Source organism: Sphaerisporangium flaviroseum (genome assembly GCF_039537005.1).
In the GTDB taxonomy this organism is placed as follows: Bacteria; Actinomycetota; Actinomycetes; order Streptosporangiales; family Streptosporangiaceae; genus Sphaerisporangium; species Sphaerisporangium flaviroseum.
Genome location: NZ_BAAAZR010000038.1, coordinates 302,415 through 317,281 on the forward strand (window position 1 = coordinate 302,415; position 14,867 = coordinate 317,281).

Consider the following 14,867-nt stretch of genomic DNA (forward strand, 5'->3'; position numbering starts at 1 on the left):
GCAAATTCAATGACATGTATTGAATGGGGCATGTTGATGAATCAGCAACATTCAGCCGGCGACTCGAAGAACACGACGGACGAGTCCGATATTGCGATCATCGGCATGGCCGGTCGATTTCCGGGGGCAGACGACGTCGACGGCTTCTGGCGCAATATCAGCACCGGCGTCGAATCCTTCACCCGGTTTTCCGACGAGGAGCTGACCGCCGCCGGCGTCGATCCGGCGACCTTCCAGCAGCCGAACTACGTCCGGTCCCGGCCGATACTCGAGGACATCCGCGGGTTCGACGCCGGGTTCTTCGGCTACAACCCCCGCGAGGCGACGCTGACCGACCCGCAGCAACGGCTCTTCCTCGAGTGCGTGTGGGAGGTCCTCGAGGCGGCCGGCTACGCCGCGTCCGAGGACCGCGGCCACGTCGGCGTGTTCGCGGGGATGAACATCAGCGGCTACCTGCTCACCCGGCTCAGGGCGTTCGAGATGGGCATCGACCCTTCCGCGCTGATGATCGGCAACGACAAGGACTCGCTGGCCACGAACGTGTCCTTCCGGCTCGACCTGTCCGGGCCGAGCGTCACTGTGCAGACCTTCTGCTCGACCTCCCTGGTCGCCGTCCATCTCGCCACCGAGAGCCTGCGCCGCGGCGAGTGCGACATGGCCCTGGCCGGTGGCGTGTCGATCCGCATCCCGGACAGGGTCGGCTACCTGTGGGAGGAGGGCGGCCAGGAGTCGCCCGACGGTCATGTGCGCACCTTCGACGCCGAAGGGCGAGGGAGCATGTTCGGTGACGGCGCGGCCGTCGTCGCGCTCAAGCGCCTCGACCGCGCGGTGGCCGACCGGGACACCGTGCTCGCCGTCATCCGCGCGTCCCACATCAACAACGACGGCTCGATGAAGTTCAGCTACCTGGCTCCCAGCATCGACGGCCAGCGCCGGTGCGTCGCCACCGCGATCGCCAAGGCCGGGGTGGACCCCTCGGAGATCTCCTACGTCGAGGCGCACGGCACCGCGACGGAGGTCGGCGACCCGATGGAGGTCGCCGCCCTGACCCGCGCTTTCGGACCGACCGACGCCAAGCAGTACTGCGTGCTCGGGTCGATCAAGCCCAACGTCGGCCACCTCGACCGCGCCTCCGGCGTGACCGGGCTGATCAAGGTCGTCCAGTCGCTGCGGCACGAACTGATCCCGGGAACGCTGCACTACCGCTCACCCAACCCCGAGATCGACTTCGGCGACAGCCCCTTCCGCGTCACCTCCGAGCCCACGCCGTGGCCGCGTAGCGCGGACCGGCCGAGGATCGCCGGGATCAGCTCCCTCGGCATGGGCGGGACCAACGCCCATGCCATCATCACCGAGGCCCCGCCGCTCCCGCCGCGGCGGGAGCGCCCGCGCCGCTGGCAGATCCTGCCGGTGTCCGCCCGGTCCGCCACGGCCGCCGAGCGGGCGTGTGCCAGGCTGGCCGACCGGCTGAAGGGCGCGCCGGACCTGGACCTCGGCGACGTCGCGTACACGCTCCAGGTCGGCCGCAAGGTCTTCAACCACCGCAAGGTCGTCATCGCCGAGTCCACCGCCCAGGCCGCCGCCGCGCTCGCGGACATCGCCGCACCGCTGAGCCGTACGGAGGCCACGGTCGGCCGCAAGGTCGGGTTCCTGATCGCCGGGGTCGGCGAGCAGTACCCGGGCATGGTGGCGGCGCTCTACGCCGACGAGCCCGCGTTCCGCGCCGACGTCGACGAGTGCGTGGCCGTCCTCGGCCTCACCGAGGCGGCGCAGCTGTCCGCCATCTTCGTGGCCGCCGCCCGCGGTGAGGACTCCTCCGGTGACCTCGCCCGCCTCCTGGGGCGGGGCGGGGACACCACGCCGGAGACGGCGCCGGACGCGCACCTGGTCCAGCCCTCGGTCTTCGTCGCCGAGTACGCCCTGGCCCGCCAGTTCATGCGCTGGGGCATCGAGCCGGAGATCATGGTCGGCTACAGCCTCGGGGAGTACGTGGCCGCCTGCCTGTCGGGCGTGCTGTCCCTCACGGACGCGCTGCGGCTGGTCGCCTACCGGGCCAAGCTGATCACCTCCCAGCCCGAGGGCGCCATGCTGGCCGTGGCCGCCGCCGAGCAGCGGCTGCGCTCGGTGCTCGGCGAGCTGTTCACGCGCGACCTCGACGTCGCGGTGCGTACCGGGTCGCAGCTGGTGCTGGCCGGGCCGGTCGACGCGGTCGAAGCGGCCGCCGCCCTGCTGCGGAAGGCGGAGATCGGCTGCCGGCGCCTGGAGACCACGCACGCGTACCACTCCCGGATGCTGGCGCCGGTGGCGGCCGAGCTGACCGCCTGGATCACCGACAACGTCACCCTGCACCCGCCGGCGATCCCGTACGTCAGCAACGTCACCGGCGAGCCGGTGACCGCGGAGGTCGTGACCGACCCTGGATACTGGGCCCGGCACATGTGCGAGACGGTGGAGTTCGGCGCCGGGCTGGCGCACGTGCTCGGCAGCGCCGATCTCGCTCTCCTGGAGATCGGGCCGGGTCAGTCCCTCGGCGCGCTGACCCGGGGGCACCCCGCCTGCGACCGGAGCCAGTGGCCGCTGATCGTGACGACGCTGCCGGCCGCGAACGACCAGCAGGAGACCCACGCCACCATCGCCACGGCGGTCGCCAAGCTGTGGCTGACCGGCGCCCCGGTCGACTGGACGGCGCTGCACGAGACCGTGTCCGCCGATGACCCCGCGGACACCCGCTGGGCTCCGGGACGGGTGCCGCTGCCCACCTACCCGTTCGAGCGCCAGGAATACTGGCTCGAGATCGACCAGAGCGCGGTCGGCACCGGCGCGCCCCTGCTCGACGAGAGCGACCCCACGAGCATCGCGAAGGCCCTTCCACGGCTGCCCGAAGCACAGTGGATCAACGTGCCGGTGTGGCGGCAGACCACGCCGCGACCGTCACGCGCCGACGAGGCCGGCCACTGGCTGATCTACACCGACACCGGCCTGGCGGACACGCTGGCCACCCCGGTGCGCGCCGAGCTGGAGGCGGCCGGTCACGAGGTCGTGCTGGTCCGGCCCGGCGACCGGTTCCTCAGCGGGCCGGACGGCCTGGCGGTGCGGCCCGGCTCGCAGGAAGACGCCATCGCCGCGCTACGGGAACTGGGCGACCGCGACTTCCGGCCACAGCGCGTGGTGCACCTGTGGACCGCCGACGACGGCACGCGGCGGACCGGCGACCCGACGGAGGACTGCCTCCGGCTCGGCCTGCACACCCTGGTCGCGTTCGCACGCGCCACGGGGGACGTCGGGCTCTCGCCATGGTCGCTCGACATCGTCACCGTCGGCAGCCAGCGGGTGCTTCCCGGCGACGCGGTCCGGCCGGAGCTCGGCACCCTGCTGGGCCCGTGCCGCCTGATCCCGGTGGAGTATCCCCGCGTCCAGACCCGGCTGATCGACATCGACGTCGCGACGTCCCCGCGTGAGGTGCTCACCGAGCTGCGCGCCGAACCGGCCGACCAGGTGGTCGGGCTGCGCGGCGGCCGGCGCTGGGTCCCCGGCTACGAGGTGCTCGAGGAGACCTGCATCGAGCAGAACCCTCCCGTCGCCCAGGTCAAGCGGGGCGGCACCTACCTGGTGACCGGCGGTCTCGGTGGCATCGGCCTGGCCATGGCCGAGCGGATCGCCCAGGACTACCAGGCCAACCTGGTCCTGATGGGCCGCACCCCGGTGCCGCCCCGGGACCAGTGGAGCCAGATCCTGGCGGCGCAGAACACCGTGGAGGAGGTCCGCAGGCGGCTCGACGGCCTCCAGCGGCTGGAGGCGTCCGGCGGCCAGGTCATCACGGTGGCCGGCGACGTCTCCCAGCCCGGCGACGTACGGCGCGCCGTCGACGCGGCGCTGGAGCGGTTCGGCGAGCTCAACGGCGTGGTGCACTGTGCGGCCGTGCCCGCCGTCGGGCTGATGCAGTTCAAGACCGCCGCCGACATCGAGCGGGTGCTGGCGCCGAAGGTGGGCGGCACGCTGGCCATCGCCGAGGCGATGAAGGACGTGCCCGTCGACTTCGTCGCGCTGTTCTCCTCGACCACGTCGGCGACCGGCGGTGGCGCGGGCCAGGTCGACTACTGCGCCGCCAACGCCTTCCTGGACGCCTTCGCGCTCAGCGACGCGCTGCCCGGATGCACGGTCACCTCGATCGACTGGGGCGAGTGGACCTGGAACGGCTGGACGGACGGGCTCGACAACTACGACGAGGGGTCCAAGCAGTACTTCGCCTGGTACCGCGAGACCTTCGGCATCACCTTCGACCAGGGTTGGCAGACCCTGCAGCGCGTTCTGGCCAGCGGCGAGCCGCACGTGATCGCCTCCACGCAGGACTTCGCGCCCCTGGTGGCGATGAGCCGCCGCTCGTCGATCGAGAGCCACCAGGCGACGGTGAAGAAGATCAGGGACGCCTTCGGACGGCATCCACGGCCGGAGCTGTCGACGGCGTACGTCGAGCCGCAGTCGCCGGCCGAGGAGACCATCGCCGAGGTGTGGGCGGAGGCGCTCGGACTGGAGCAGGTCGGCGTCCACGACAACTTCTTCGAGCTCGGCGGCAACTCGCTGCTCGGCATGGAGATCATCGCTCAGGTCCGCAAGGCCCTGGAGCTCACCTACCTGCCGCCGCACATCCTCTACCAGTCCCCCACGGTCGCCTCGCTCGCCGAGGCCGCCGCCGCGGGAGAGGAAGAGGACGAACAGACTGCCGGGGCCCGCGACCAGCAGCGGTCCCGCATCGCACAGCGACGGAACATGCTCCGGAGCGGGAGGACGTCATGACGGTAACCGACTACGACTCGGCGGTCGCACTGATCGGAATGTCCGGTCGCTTCCCCGGAGCGGGGAGCGTCGACGAGCTGTGGCGCAACGTGCTCGCCGGCGTCAAGGGGCTGCGCGAGCTCACCGACGAGCAGCTGCGCGAGACCGGCGTCGAACCAGGTCAGCTCGCCGACCCGCGTTACGTCCGGGTCAGCGGCGCGCTGGACGACCTCGACCGCTTCGACGCCACGGTCTTCGGGATCAACCCCCGCGAGGCCGAGACGATGGACCCCCAGCACAAGCTCTTCCTGGAGTGTTCCTGGGAGGCCCTGGAGAGCGCCGGATACTGCCCGACCGACGTGCCCGGCCAGGTCGCCGTGTTCGCCGGCTGCGGATTCCCCGACTACATCGTCCAGAACATCCAGCACCTCGCCGGCCAGCCGGGCGGCGCCCTGCTCATGGCGGTCGGCAACGAGCGCGACTCGCTCGCCTCGCTGGTGTCCTACAAGCTGGGCCTGCGCGGGCCGGCGGTGACCGTGCAGACCTTCTGCTCCACCTCGCTGGTCTCGGTGCACCTGGCCTGCCAGAGCCTGCTGACGTACGAATGCGACATCGCCCTGGCCGGTGGAGCCTTCACCCCGCTCCCCCAGCCGGCGGGATACCTGTACGAGCAGGGCGGCATCATGTCGCCGGACGGACGGGTACGCAGCTTCGACGCCGAGGCGAGCGGCACCGTGATGGGCAGCGGCGTCGGCACGGTCGCGCTCAAGCGCATGTCCGACGCGCTCAACGACGGCGATGTGATCCACGCGGTGATCCTCGGGTCCGCGGCCAACAACGACGGGCGCATGCGCGCCGGCTACACCGCGCCCGGCGTCGACGGCCAGGCCGAGGTGATCGAGTCGGCCCTGGGCGTGGCCGGCGTCAAGTCCGACACCATCGGATACGTCGAGTGCCACGCCACGGGCACCATGCTGGGCGACTCCATCGAGCTCGCGGCGATGAACCGGGTGTTCGCCCAGCCCAGGGACACCCCCTGCGTGCTCGGCTCGCTCAAGCCGAGCATCGGCCACCTGGACCGCGCCTCCGGGGTCACCGGGCTGATGCGCGCGGCGCTCAATCTCAAGCACGAGCTGCTGCCGGGAACGCCCAACTACGAGACCCCCAACCCCGCGCTGGCGACGGCGCAGGACCGCTTCACGGTGCTCACCGAGCACCGCTCCTGGCCCGAGGGCCCGCATCCGCGCCGTGCCGGAGTCAACTCCTTCGGCCTGGGCGGCACCAACGCCCACGTCGTCCTGGAGCAGGCGCCCGCGAGGCCGGACAGGCCCGAGCGGCCGGGCCCGCACCTGCTGGTGTTCTCGGCCGGAGACGACCAGGCGCTCTCCGACCTCACCGAGACCCTGCGCCGGCACCTCGCGGACCACCGCGACGACGACTTCGCCGATGTGGCCTTCACCCTCCAGGTGTCGCGTGGCGGCTTCGCGCTGCGGCGCGCGATCGTCTGCGACGACCGCGACGACGCGATCGCGGCGCTCGACGACCCCTCACGCTGGATCGACGGCAAGACCCAGCGGCGCAACCCGAAGGTGCGCCTGACCGCCCCGGCCGCGGACCTGCCCGCGACCTGGTGGCCCGAGCTGCACGCCGCGGTCATCGAGCTGCTCGCCGAGGACGGTGCCCGCGACGCGGCCCGGACCGCGGACGCGGGCCGCGACGAGACGCTGAGCGCGCTCGCCGACGGCCTGACCCGGCTCGGGATCCACCTGCTCCGCGACGGCGGAGCCCCCTCGACCGGCGTCGAGGAGATCATCGTCGCGCCGACCCACGGCGGCACGGCCGCCGAGTGGCTGCTCACGACCCTGGCCCGGCTGTGGCTGGCCGGCGGCCCCATCGACTGGACGGCGCTGCACCGGGGCGCCGGACGCCGGGTCGAGCTGCCCACCTACCCGTGGCAGCGGCGCAGGTACTGGGTCAAGGCCAACCCCAACCTGACGGCCGCGCCCGCGAGCACCGGCAAGAACTTCGACCGCTCCCGGTGGACGCACCTGCCGACCTGGCGGCAGCGGCCGCTTCCGGTCGCCGGCCTCGACGAGCGGCTCCGGCTGACCGGGCCCTGGCTGGTCTTCACCGACGACGAGCGGGGCGAGGCGCTGGTCGAGCACCTGATCCGGGCCGGCGCCGAGGTGACCACGGTGCGCGCGGGTGACCGCTTCCACGAGGGTGACGCGGGCGACTTCACGATCAGGGTCGACAAGGCCGACGACGTGGCCGAGGTGCTCTACGCCCTGCCGGTCACCCCTCGCGCGATCATCCACGCGTTCGCCCTCGCCGCCGCCGAGGCCGCCCCGGGGCAGGACCCCGTGGCGCACTTCGACGCCGAGCAGAACCGCGGCTTCTACTCCGCCCTCGCGCTGGCGCGTGAGCTGGTCGACAACACCGGCTCCGCGCCGCGTGCCGAGCTCGCCCTGCTCACCTCGCAGGCGGTGGGCGTGGCCGGCGCCGACCTGCGTCACCCCGAGCACTCGACCCTCGCGGCGCTCGCCCCGAGCCTCGCCCAGGAGAATCCCCGCCTGCGCTGCCGTCACATCGACACCGACGTGGTGCCTTCCGGTGACGCGACCGCGCTCGAACTGCTCACCACCCAGATCCTGGCCGCGGTCGTCGCTCCGCACGAAGGGCCGGTGGCGGTGCGCGGCCGTGAGACCTGGCTGCGGCGGTACGAGCCGTACCCGGTGGAGGAGCTGAGCGAGGAGGACCGTCCGATACGCGAGGGTGACACTGTGCTGATCACCGGTGGTCTCGGTGACGTCGGGTTGGTCCTCTCGCGCCACCTGGCGAGCAGGTACGGCTGCCGGCTCGTGCTCACCGCGCGCTCCCCGCTGCCGCCCCGCGAGGAGTGGCAGGCCTTCCTCGACGCGGTGCCGCAGGGCGGCGAACGGACGGCGCGGCACATCCGCAACATCCAGGATCTGGAGGCCCGGGGCGCCACGGTGCTGACCGTGTCGGCCGACGTGGCCGACGAGGCGCAGATGCGTGCGGTCGTCGAGGCGGCGATCGACCGCTTCGGCGGCATCGACGTGGTCGTCCACGGCGCTGGAGTGCAGGACGGCGCGTTCTTCAACTTCGCCCATCTGATGGACCGCGGCCAGTGCGACGCGCACATGGGGGCCAAGGTGAAGGGCTTCCACATCCTGCAGACGGTGCTCGGGGACCGGTGTCCCGACCGGCGGATCACGCTGTCCTCCATCGCCGCCGTCCTCGGCGGGATGACGCTGGCCCCGTACGCGGCGGCCAACGCCGCGCTCGACGCCTACATCCGCGTGGCCCGGACGTCCGGCGCCGGACGCTGGATCACCGTCGACTGGGACACCTGGAACATCGACCCCGACCGCCTCGAAGGGCACAGCTCGGCGGTGATCGACTACGCGATGGCGCCGCAGGAGGCCGTCGACGTGTTCGAGCGGGCGCTGTCCGCCGCCGACCGGGTCGGGCACCTGGTGATCTCGACGGGCTCGCTGGACGCCCGCATCGCGCAGTGGGTCACCGGCGACATCCACGAATCCGCCGGCGAGTCCGACGACCAGGAACGCCATCCCCGGCCGGACCTCAGCAACCCCTACGTGGAGCCACGCGAGGGCACCGAGGCCACGCTGGCCGACATCTGGTCACGGGTGCTGGGCATCGAGCCGATCGGCGCCACCGACAACTTCTTCGAGCTCGGCGGCCACTCACTGCTCGCGATCGAGCTCACCACCCGGGTGCGCAAGGTCCTCAACGCCTCGGTGCCCGTCACAGGACTGCTGGAGTGCCCGACGGTGCGCCAGCTCGCCGCACTGCTGGACTCCCGGGACGAGGTGGAGCAGGACGATGAAACAGCCTGAGTACATCCGCACGATCCAGGGCTTCGCCCGCCGCGAGCTGCTCGGCAAGGACGCCTACCTCGACTCGCTCGCCGACGCGCCGCTGCCGCTCTACGAGCGCTTCGCCGACACCGGCCTGGCGAACTGGTGGTTGCCCAAGGAGATCGGCGGGCTCGGCCTCGGGCTCGAGGAGAGCGTGCGGATCGTCTCCGAGCTGGCCTACGCCGACGCGGGAGTGGCGTTCACGCTGTTCATCCCGGTGCTGACCACCAGCATGGTGGGCTGGTACGGCAGCGAGAAGCTCAAAGACGAGCACCTCGGCCGCCTGGTCGCGGAGAACGGGTTCTGCGCGACGCTCGGGAGCGAGCACGCGGCCGGCAGCGAGCTGGCCCGTATCGACACGACCGCCACCCGTGACGGTGACGGCGTCGTCCTCAACGGGCAGAAGGCGTTCTCCACCAACGCGGGCTTCGCGCGGTTCCTCGTCGTGATCGCCCGCGCGCAGGACGACCCGTCGGGGTATCTCGCGGTCCTGGTGCCGCGGGACACCCCGGGAATCCGGATCGACAAGCGGTGGGACGTGATCGGGCTACGGTCGTCGGCGACCTATCAGGTCTCGTTCACCGGCTGCCGGGTCCCCGCGGGCAACGTCCTGCGGGGCAACGGCCTGCGGCTGCTGGAGATCGGCCTGAACGCCAGCCGGATCCTCATCGCCGCCACCGGGCTCGGCATCGCCCGCAGGGTGCGGGACGTGTGCATGGAGTACGGCAAGTCGAAGATCGTGAAGGGTTCGCCGCTGGCGAGCAACGCGGTGTTCGCCGGCAGGCTGGGCCAGTTCGAGATGCAGATCGACGTGATGGCGAACCAGTGCCTGGCCGCGGCACGCGCCTACGACGCGATCGCGGCCCTGCCGGACGCGGGCGAGGAGTTCCTGCGTGTGGGGACCCTGAAGTCCGCCCTCACCGCGAAGATGTTCTGCGGCCAGACCGGCTGGCAGATCGCCTCCACCGCCTCGGAGATGTTCGGGGGCGTCGGCTACACCCACGACACGGTCATCGGCAAGCTCCTGCGCGACGTGCGGTACGTCTCGATCGTCGAAGGCGGCGACGACGTACTGCGCGACCTGGTGTTCAGCCGCTACGTCGTCCCGGTCTCCAAACGCACCTGACCCCACCCCGGCGCGGCGGCGGCCCCTGCGGTCACCGCCGCGCATCACCGTTTCACGGCATACATGCGAGTGTCGAGAACCGGGTCAGCGGAGGGGGGCGTGAGTGGCATGGATGGTGACGAGGGCCGCCGTGTAGCCAGGGGCGATGTCGAGCCAGTGGACCGGCCAGGCGGCGTCGGAGCGGGAGCGTGAGAGGACGCTTCCCCTGAGCGCGTCTCCTTCCCGGCGCACCAGCACGTCACGCAGCCCGGCGAGTCCCACCCCGACGGCCTTGACGTAGGCCTCCTTGGCGCTCCAGAGGTGGAAGTACTCGGTGCGCCGCGCCGCCGGTTCCGCGTGGGCGAGGTGGTCGGCCTCCGCCGGCTGGTACATGCGCCGGGCCATCTGGAGGCAGTCCAGGTCGGGACGGATGCGCTCGACGTCGACGCCCACCCGCCACCCGGGCGGTGCGACCGCGACCAGCGCCCATTCTTCCGAGTGCGACAGGTTGAAATCGACAGGGGGACGGCCGTCCGGCAGAGCCAGATACGGCCGTCCCCCTGCCTCGGTGACGAACCTGAGCTGTGCGGCGCGCACACCGCACAGCCGGCCGAGGATGGCCCGCAGTGCGGCGTGCGCGATCGTGAACCTGTGCCGCTCGACCGGCGAGGCGAGCGCCCGTGCACGTTCGCGTTCGGTGCCGGAGAGCGACCTCCACCACTCCGCGTCGCCCGGCTGGTCGAGGTGGATCCTCCATACGCGGGCGTCGGCTTCCCCGGCCCGGGAGTCCGCGCTCCCGGTGTGGCGGGTCCCCTGCACCCGGGTGCCGGTCAGACCCACTGGCGTAGTGCCTCGGAGATGTACTTGTGCGTCAGGGCCGCCTGTTCGAACACCGCGAAGTGGCCGCCGACGAAGGTGTGCAGCGCGAACTCCTGGGTGGTCTGCTCCTTCCACCGGGCGACCTGCCCCTGACCGGCACGCGGGTCGGCGGTGCTGGGCAGCGCCGTGATGGGGATGTCCAGCGGCAGCTCGTAGTAGTACTGGTAGGTCTCCTTGACGCTGAAGTCGGCCCGCATGGTCGGAATGATCATTTCGAGTACCGACGGATCCGACAGCAGCCAATCGGGGGTGCCGCCGAGGCTGCGCAGCAACTCGACCATCTCGGGGCGCGTCATCCGCCCCACGGGCGGCCCGTCGTCGAACGGGTGGTGCGGGGCGACGCAGCCGGAGACGAACAGGTGCACCGGCTCCGGCGCGCCGCGGCGCCTGATCTCCCGCAGCAGCTCGAACGTCACCAGCGCGCCCAGGCTGTGCCCGTAGACCGCGTAGGGGCGGCCCACCGGGCCCAGTGCCACATCGGCGAGCAGGACGTCGGCCAGGTCGCAGACCAGCGGCGCCATCCGCTCGTAGGCAGGCTCCCGGTGGCGGTTCTCCCTGCCGGGCGGCTGCACGGGTTGCACGGCCACCCCCGGCAGCTTGCGCTGCCACACCCGGTACGCCGACGCTCCGCCGCCGGCGTGCGGCAGGCAGTACAGGGTCAGCGCGCCCGGCTCCGCGCCGGTCTGGGTACGGAAGGGCAGCCATCTGCCGATCACGTCACTGCTTATCGCACCACTGCGTGTCATGTCATTGACGGTCATCGCGGGCCTCATTCGACGATCTCGAGCCGGACGTACGGCGGCGGCGGCTGCACCTCGGTGAGGTCGGCCTCCAGCACCACGTGGGCGCCGTTCCTGTGCACCTCGCGGAACCCCGCGAAGGCGTAGGTGACCTGCATCATCCGGTTGCGTCCCGTCTCCACGAAGTCGGCCCGCACCGAGACCCCGGCCTCCTTGGCGAGCCGCATGATGTGGTTCAGCAGCACCATCCCGACGCCGCGGGACATCACCCGGCACGACATCAGCATCATGCACAGCCGCCAGGCGTCGCCGCCCTTCTCCACCAGGGCGAGCCCGATCTTGCCGTAGCCGCCGAACCTGTCGGTGAGGGAGGCGACCAGGAGCAGGTGGTCGGGCGACTCGCGCAGGGCGTCGAGCTCCTCGTAGGAGTAGGTGCGCCCGGTCGAGTTGAGCTGGTTGGTCCGTACGGTCAGCTCCTCGGCGCGCTGCAGGTCCTCCTGGCGGGCCGGTGCGATGGTGAACGCCATCTCCAGGCCGGCCAGGAACTCCTCGTTGGTGCCGACGAACCCGCCCTCCAGCTCGTCCCTGGCGATCTGCCCCCGGTACATCTCACGCCGCTGCGCCGACTCGTCGGTGACGAACCGGGGCCGGAACTCGGGCCTGGTCAGCGCCTCGTCCAGCTCCAGCACGTCGACGCAGGTCACCTCCGGCACCTGGTGCGCCACCTCGGCGCGCTCGAACTCCTGGTCGTCGACGAACGCGAACGCGTCGAGGCCGAGGTTGAACGCCTTGGCGATCCTGCGGATGGAGTCGGACTTGGCGTTCCAGTTGATCTGCGGGTAGAGGAACAGGTCCTCGATGCCGAGCGCCCGCAGCTTCTCCACCGCGGCCTCGTGGTCGTTCTTGCTGGCTATCGAGTGCAGGATCCCCATGCGGTCGAGCTCGCGGATGTGGGCCACGACGGAGGGGCGCGCGGTGACGTTCCCGTCCTCCAGCAGCACCCCGTCCCACACGGTGTTGTCGAGGTCCCACACGACGCACTTGACGCGTCCACGCACCGGTTTCTCAGGGAGTACGGCGACGCCGGACCGCTGGGTGTCGTACGCCACGCTCATCAGGTGATCTCCCTGTCTGCCAGCCCAGCGATGGTGATCCGCTGGATCTCGTTGCTGCCCTCGATGATTTCCATGATCTTGGCGTCCCTGTAGTAGCGGGCCACGGGATAGTCGGTACCGCACCCGTTGGCCCCATGGATCTGCACCGCTTCGGACGCGTGCCTGGCGGCGGCCGTCGAGGCGAAGTACTTCGCCACCCACGTCGCCATGATCGTGGACGCCTCGCCCGCGTCCTTGAGCCGTCCGGCCTCGGCGCACAGCAGGCGAGCCGCCCGCGCGTCGGTGACCATGTCGGAGAGTTTCGCCTGGATCAGCGGCCGGTCCCGTAGTACCGACCCGCCGACCTCACGACGCGAGGTGTACGCCGCGGACGCCTCCAGGCAGGCCTGGATGATGCCGACAGAGCCGGCCGCCACGCTGTAACGCCCGAGGTCGAGCGTGCCGGTCAGCACCATGCCCGCCGTGAACCCGCTGGGGCCGAGCAGCGCGTCGGGCCCGAGGGCGACGTCGCGGAACGACACCTCGGCCAGCATCGACGCGCGGGTGCCCAGCATGTCGTCGATCGGGCGGACCTGGACCCCGGGGGTGTCCCTCGGCACGAGGAACGCCCCGATGCTGGAGGCGGTCCGGGCGAACACCAGGAACAGGTCCGCCCGCTGCCCACCGGTGATCCACTTCTTGACCCCGTTGAGCACCCAGCCGCCGCCGGACTGGGCGGCGGTCGAGCCGATCCCCGAGGCGTCGCTGCCGGCGCCGGGCTCGGACAGGCAGAACGACCCGAGCACGTCCCCCCGGCACAACGCCGGCGCCCAGCGCTCGCGCTGGGCCGGACTGCCCCATCGCTGCACCGTCCACGACACCATGGTGTGCACCGTGAGCAGGCTGCGCACGGAGGAGCAACCGCGGCCCACCTCTTCGTGGACCGCGCCGAGGGTGACCATGTCCATCCCCGCGCCGCCCACCTCGGGGGGCAGGAAGGGCGCCCACAGGCCCGCGGCCGCTATCCGTTCCAGTAACTCCTCGGGGACGCGGCCCTGACGGTCGTACGCGTCGGCGTACGGAGCGATGTGGGCGTCGACGAAGGCGCGGGCGGCGCGCCGGTCCGTCACCTGGACGGTGTCCGGCGCGACCTGTACCGAGCTCGCCACCGTCAGACCTGAACGGCCAGGTCCGCCGACAGGCGGCTCACCAGCTCGGTCATGGCGTCCGCGGTCCGGAAGTTGTCGATCCGCAGCTCCTCGTTGGGGATGGTGACGCCGAAGGTCTTCTCGACGAACATCACCAGCTCCATCGCGAACAGCGAGTTCACGAACCCGAGGGCGAAGATGTCCTGGGATTCGGTGATCTCCGCCTGCGGGTACCGGCTGCGGACGAAGGCGAGGATCTGGTCCTTCGCGGTCTCTGACATTTCTTACTCCTTCGAGGGATTCGGTGGGGTTAGACGGCCGAGGCGACGGGACGGTCGGCCCCGTTGTAGGTGTAGAAGCCGCGGCCGGTCTTGCGGCCGTGCAACCCGGCGTCGGTCATCTGCTTCAGCAGCGGGCACGGCCGGTACTTGCTGTCGGCGTAGTGCTCGTACAGCACCTCGACGCTGTAGAGGATCGTGTCGACCCCGATCAGGTCGGCGGTCTCCAGTGGTCCCATGGGATGGCCGAAACAGCTGCGGAAGACCTCGTCGACCGACTCGGCGGTGGCCACGCCCTCGTGCACCAGGTAGGCCGCCTCGTTGACGGTGAGCATCAGCACCCGGTTGGAGACGAACCCGCACGAGTCCTTGACGTCGACCGCCTTCTTGCCCATCGCGGTCAGCAGGTCCCTGGTGCGCTGGACGGTCTGCGACGAGGTGTGGAACCCGGGGATCAGCTCGACGGCCGGCTTGGCGGGCACCGGGTTCATGAAGTGCACGCCGATCACGTTCTCCGGGCGCCCGGTCACGGCCCCCACCTTGGTGATGGGGATCGCCGAGGTGTTCACGACGAAGACGGTGTCCGGTCCGCACACCGCGTCGAGCGTCTCGTAGACCTCCCGCTTGACGTCCCAGTTCTCCGTCACGTTCTCGATGACGATGTCCGCCTTGGCGGCGCCCTGGGCGCCGACGGCGGTGCTGATCCGCGCGAGCACCGCGTCGGGATCGAGCGCGGGGCCGCCCATCAACCGGCTCAGCCTGCTGTTGCGGGCGATGGCCGCCAGCGCCTCCGCGAGGATCTTCTCGTCCTTGTCGATCAGGACCACGTCGTGCCCGGTCTGCGCCAGGTTCTGGGCGACCCCGACACCCATGACGCCAGCGCCCACTACGCCGATCACTGCCATGTCCACTCCGTTTCGCTCGTCATTCACTGCGTTGCCGGCG

9 protein-coding genes are annotated in these 14,867 nt (G+C 71.1%); 3 read left to right on the forward strand and 6 right to left on the reverse strand.

The genetic code is table 11. The annotated features are described in order from the left end of the window. Nucleotides 1–36 precede the first annotated feature (36 nt). From ABD810_RS33395 to ABD810_RS33405, 3 genes are read left to right on the forward strand one after another with little or no spacing between them, the layout of a single operon-like run. On the forward strand, nucleotides 37–4,794 hold the full coding sequence (locus ABD810_RS33395; RefSeq protein WP_344950055.1) for a type I polyketide synthase: 4,758 nt from the start codon (nucleotides 37–39) through the stop codon (nucleotides 4,792–4,794). Next, complete coding sequence (locus ABD810_RS33400; RefSeq protein ID WP_344950058.1) at nucleotides 4,791–8,657, forward strand: SDR family NAD(P)-dependent oxidoreductase; 3,867 nt, start codon at nucleotides 4,791–4,793, stop codon at nucleotides 8,655–8,657. Before ABD810_RS33395 ends, ABD810_RS33400 begins: the two co-directional genes overlap by 4 nt. Next, complete coding sequence (locus tag ABD810_RS33405; RefSeq protein WP_344950060.1) at nucleotides 8,644–9,804, forward strand: acyl-CoA dehydrogenase family protein; 1,161 nt, start codon at nucleotides 8,644–8,646, stop codon at nucleotides 9,802–9,804. The genes ABD810_RS33400 and ABD810_RS33405 overlap by 14 nt, the downstream gene beginning before the upstream one ends. A gap of 84 nt (nucleotides 9,805–9,888) precedes the next feature. On the opposite strand, the gene ABD810_RS33410 is transcribed toward ABD810_RS33405, so the two are convergent. From ABD810_RS33410 to ABD810_RS33435, 6 genes are read right to left on the reverse strand one after another with little or no spacing between them, the layout of a single operon-like run. Continuing rightward, on the reverse strand, nucleotides 9,889–10,623 hold the full coding sequence (locus tag ABD810_RS33410; protein WP_344950063.1) for a 4'-phosphopantetheinyl transferase family protein: 735 nt from the start codon (nucleotides 10,621–10,623) through the stop codon (nucleotides 9,889–9,891). Beyond that, nucleotides 10,614–11,378, reverse strand: coding sequence for a thioesterase II family protein (locus ABD810_RS33415; RefSeq protein ID WP_344950066.1), 765 nt, complete (start codon nucleotides 11,376–11,378; stop codon nucleotides 10,614–10,616). Before ABD810_RS33415 ends, ABD810_RS33410 begins: the two co-directional genes overlap by 10 nt. Before the next feature lie 53 nt (nucleotides 11,379–11,431). After that, nucleotides 11,432–12,517: an HAD-IIIC family phosphatase gene (locus ABD810_RS33420; protein WP_344950069.1), complete on the reverse strand. Its 1,086-nt coding sequence runs from the start codon at nucleotides 12,515–12,517 to the stop codon at nucleotides 11,432–11,434. After that, complete coding sequence (locus ABD810_RS33425) at nucleotides 12,517–13,665, reverse strand: acyl-CoA dehydrogenase family protein (protein WP_344950073.1); 1,149 nt, start codon at nucleotides 13,663–13,665, stop codon at nucleotides 12,517–12,519. The genes ABD810_RS33420 and ABD810_RS33425 overlap by 1 nt, the downstream gene beginning before the upstream one ends. A gap of 2 nt (nucleotides 13,666–13,667) precedes the next feature. After that, nucleotides 13,668–13,925: an acyl carrier protein gene (locus ABD810_RS33430; protein ID WP_344950076.1), complete on the reverse strand. Its 258-nt coding sequence runs from the start codon at nucleotides 13,923–13,925 to the stop codon at nucleotides 13,668–13,670. A gap of 29 nt (nucleotides 13,926–13,954) precedes the next feature. After that, nucleotides 13,955–14,827, reverse strand: coding sequence for a 3-hydroxyacyl-CoA dehydrogenase family protein (locus ABD810_RS33435; protein WP_344950079.1), 873 nt, complete (start codon nucleotides 14,825–14,827; stop codon nucleotides 13,955–13,957). Nucleotides 14,828–14,867 lie beyond the last annotated feature (40 nt).

Bases quoted from the DNA above. Each gene is read 5' to 3' on its own strand.
- ABD810_RS33435 (WP_344950079.1), bottom strand. From the start codon at position 14,827: ATGGCAGTGATCGGCGTAGTGGGCGCTGGCGTCATGGGTGTCGGGGTC.
- ABD810_RS33430 (WP_344950076.1), bottom strand. From the start codon at position 13,925: ATGTCAGAGACCGCGAAGGACCAGATCCTCGCCTTCGTCCGCAGCCGG.
- ABD810_RS33400 (WP_344950058.1), top strand. From the start codon at position 4,791: ATGACGGTAACCGACTACGACTCGGCGGTCGCACTGATCGGAATGTCC.
- ABD810_RS33420 (WP_344950069.1), bottom strand. From the start codon at position 12,517: ATGAGCGTGGCGTACGACACCCAGCGGTCCGGCGTCGCCGTACTCCCT.
- ABD810_RS33405 (WP_344950060.1), top strand. From the start codon at position 8,644: ATGAAACAGCCTGAGTACATCCGCACGATCCAGGGCTTCGCCCGCCGC.
- ABD810_RS33395 (WP_344950055.1), top strand. From the start codon at position 37: ATGAATCAGCAACATTCAGCCGGCGACTCGAAGAACACGACGGACGAG.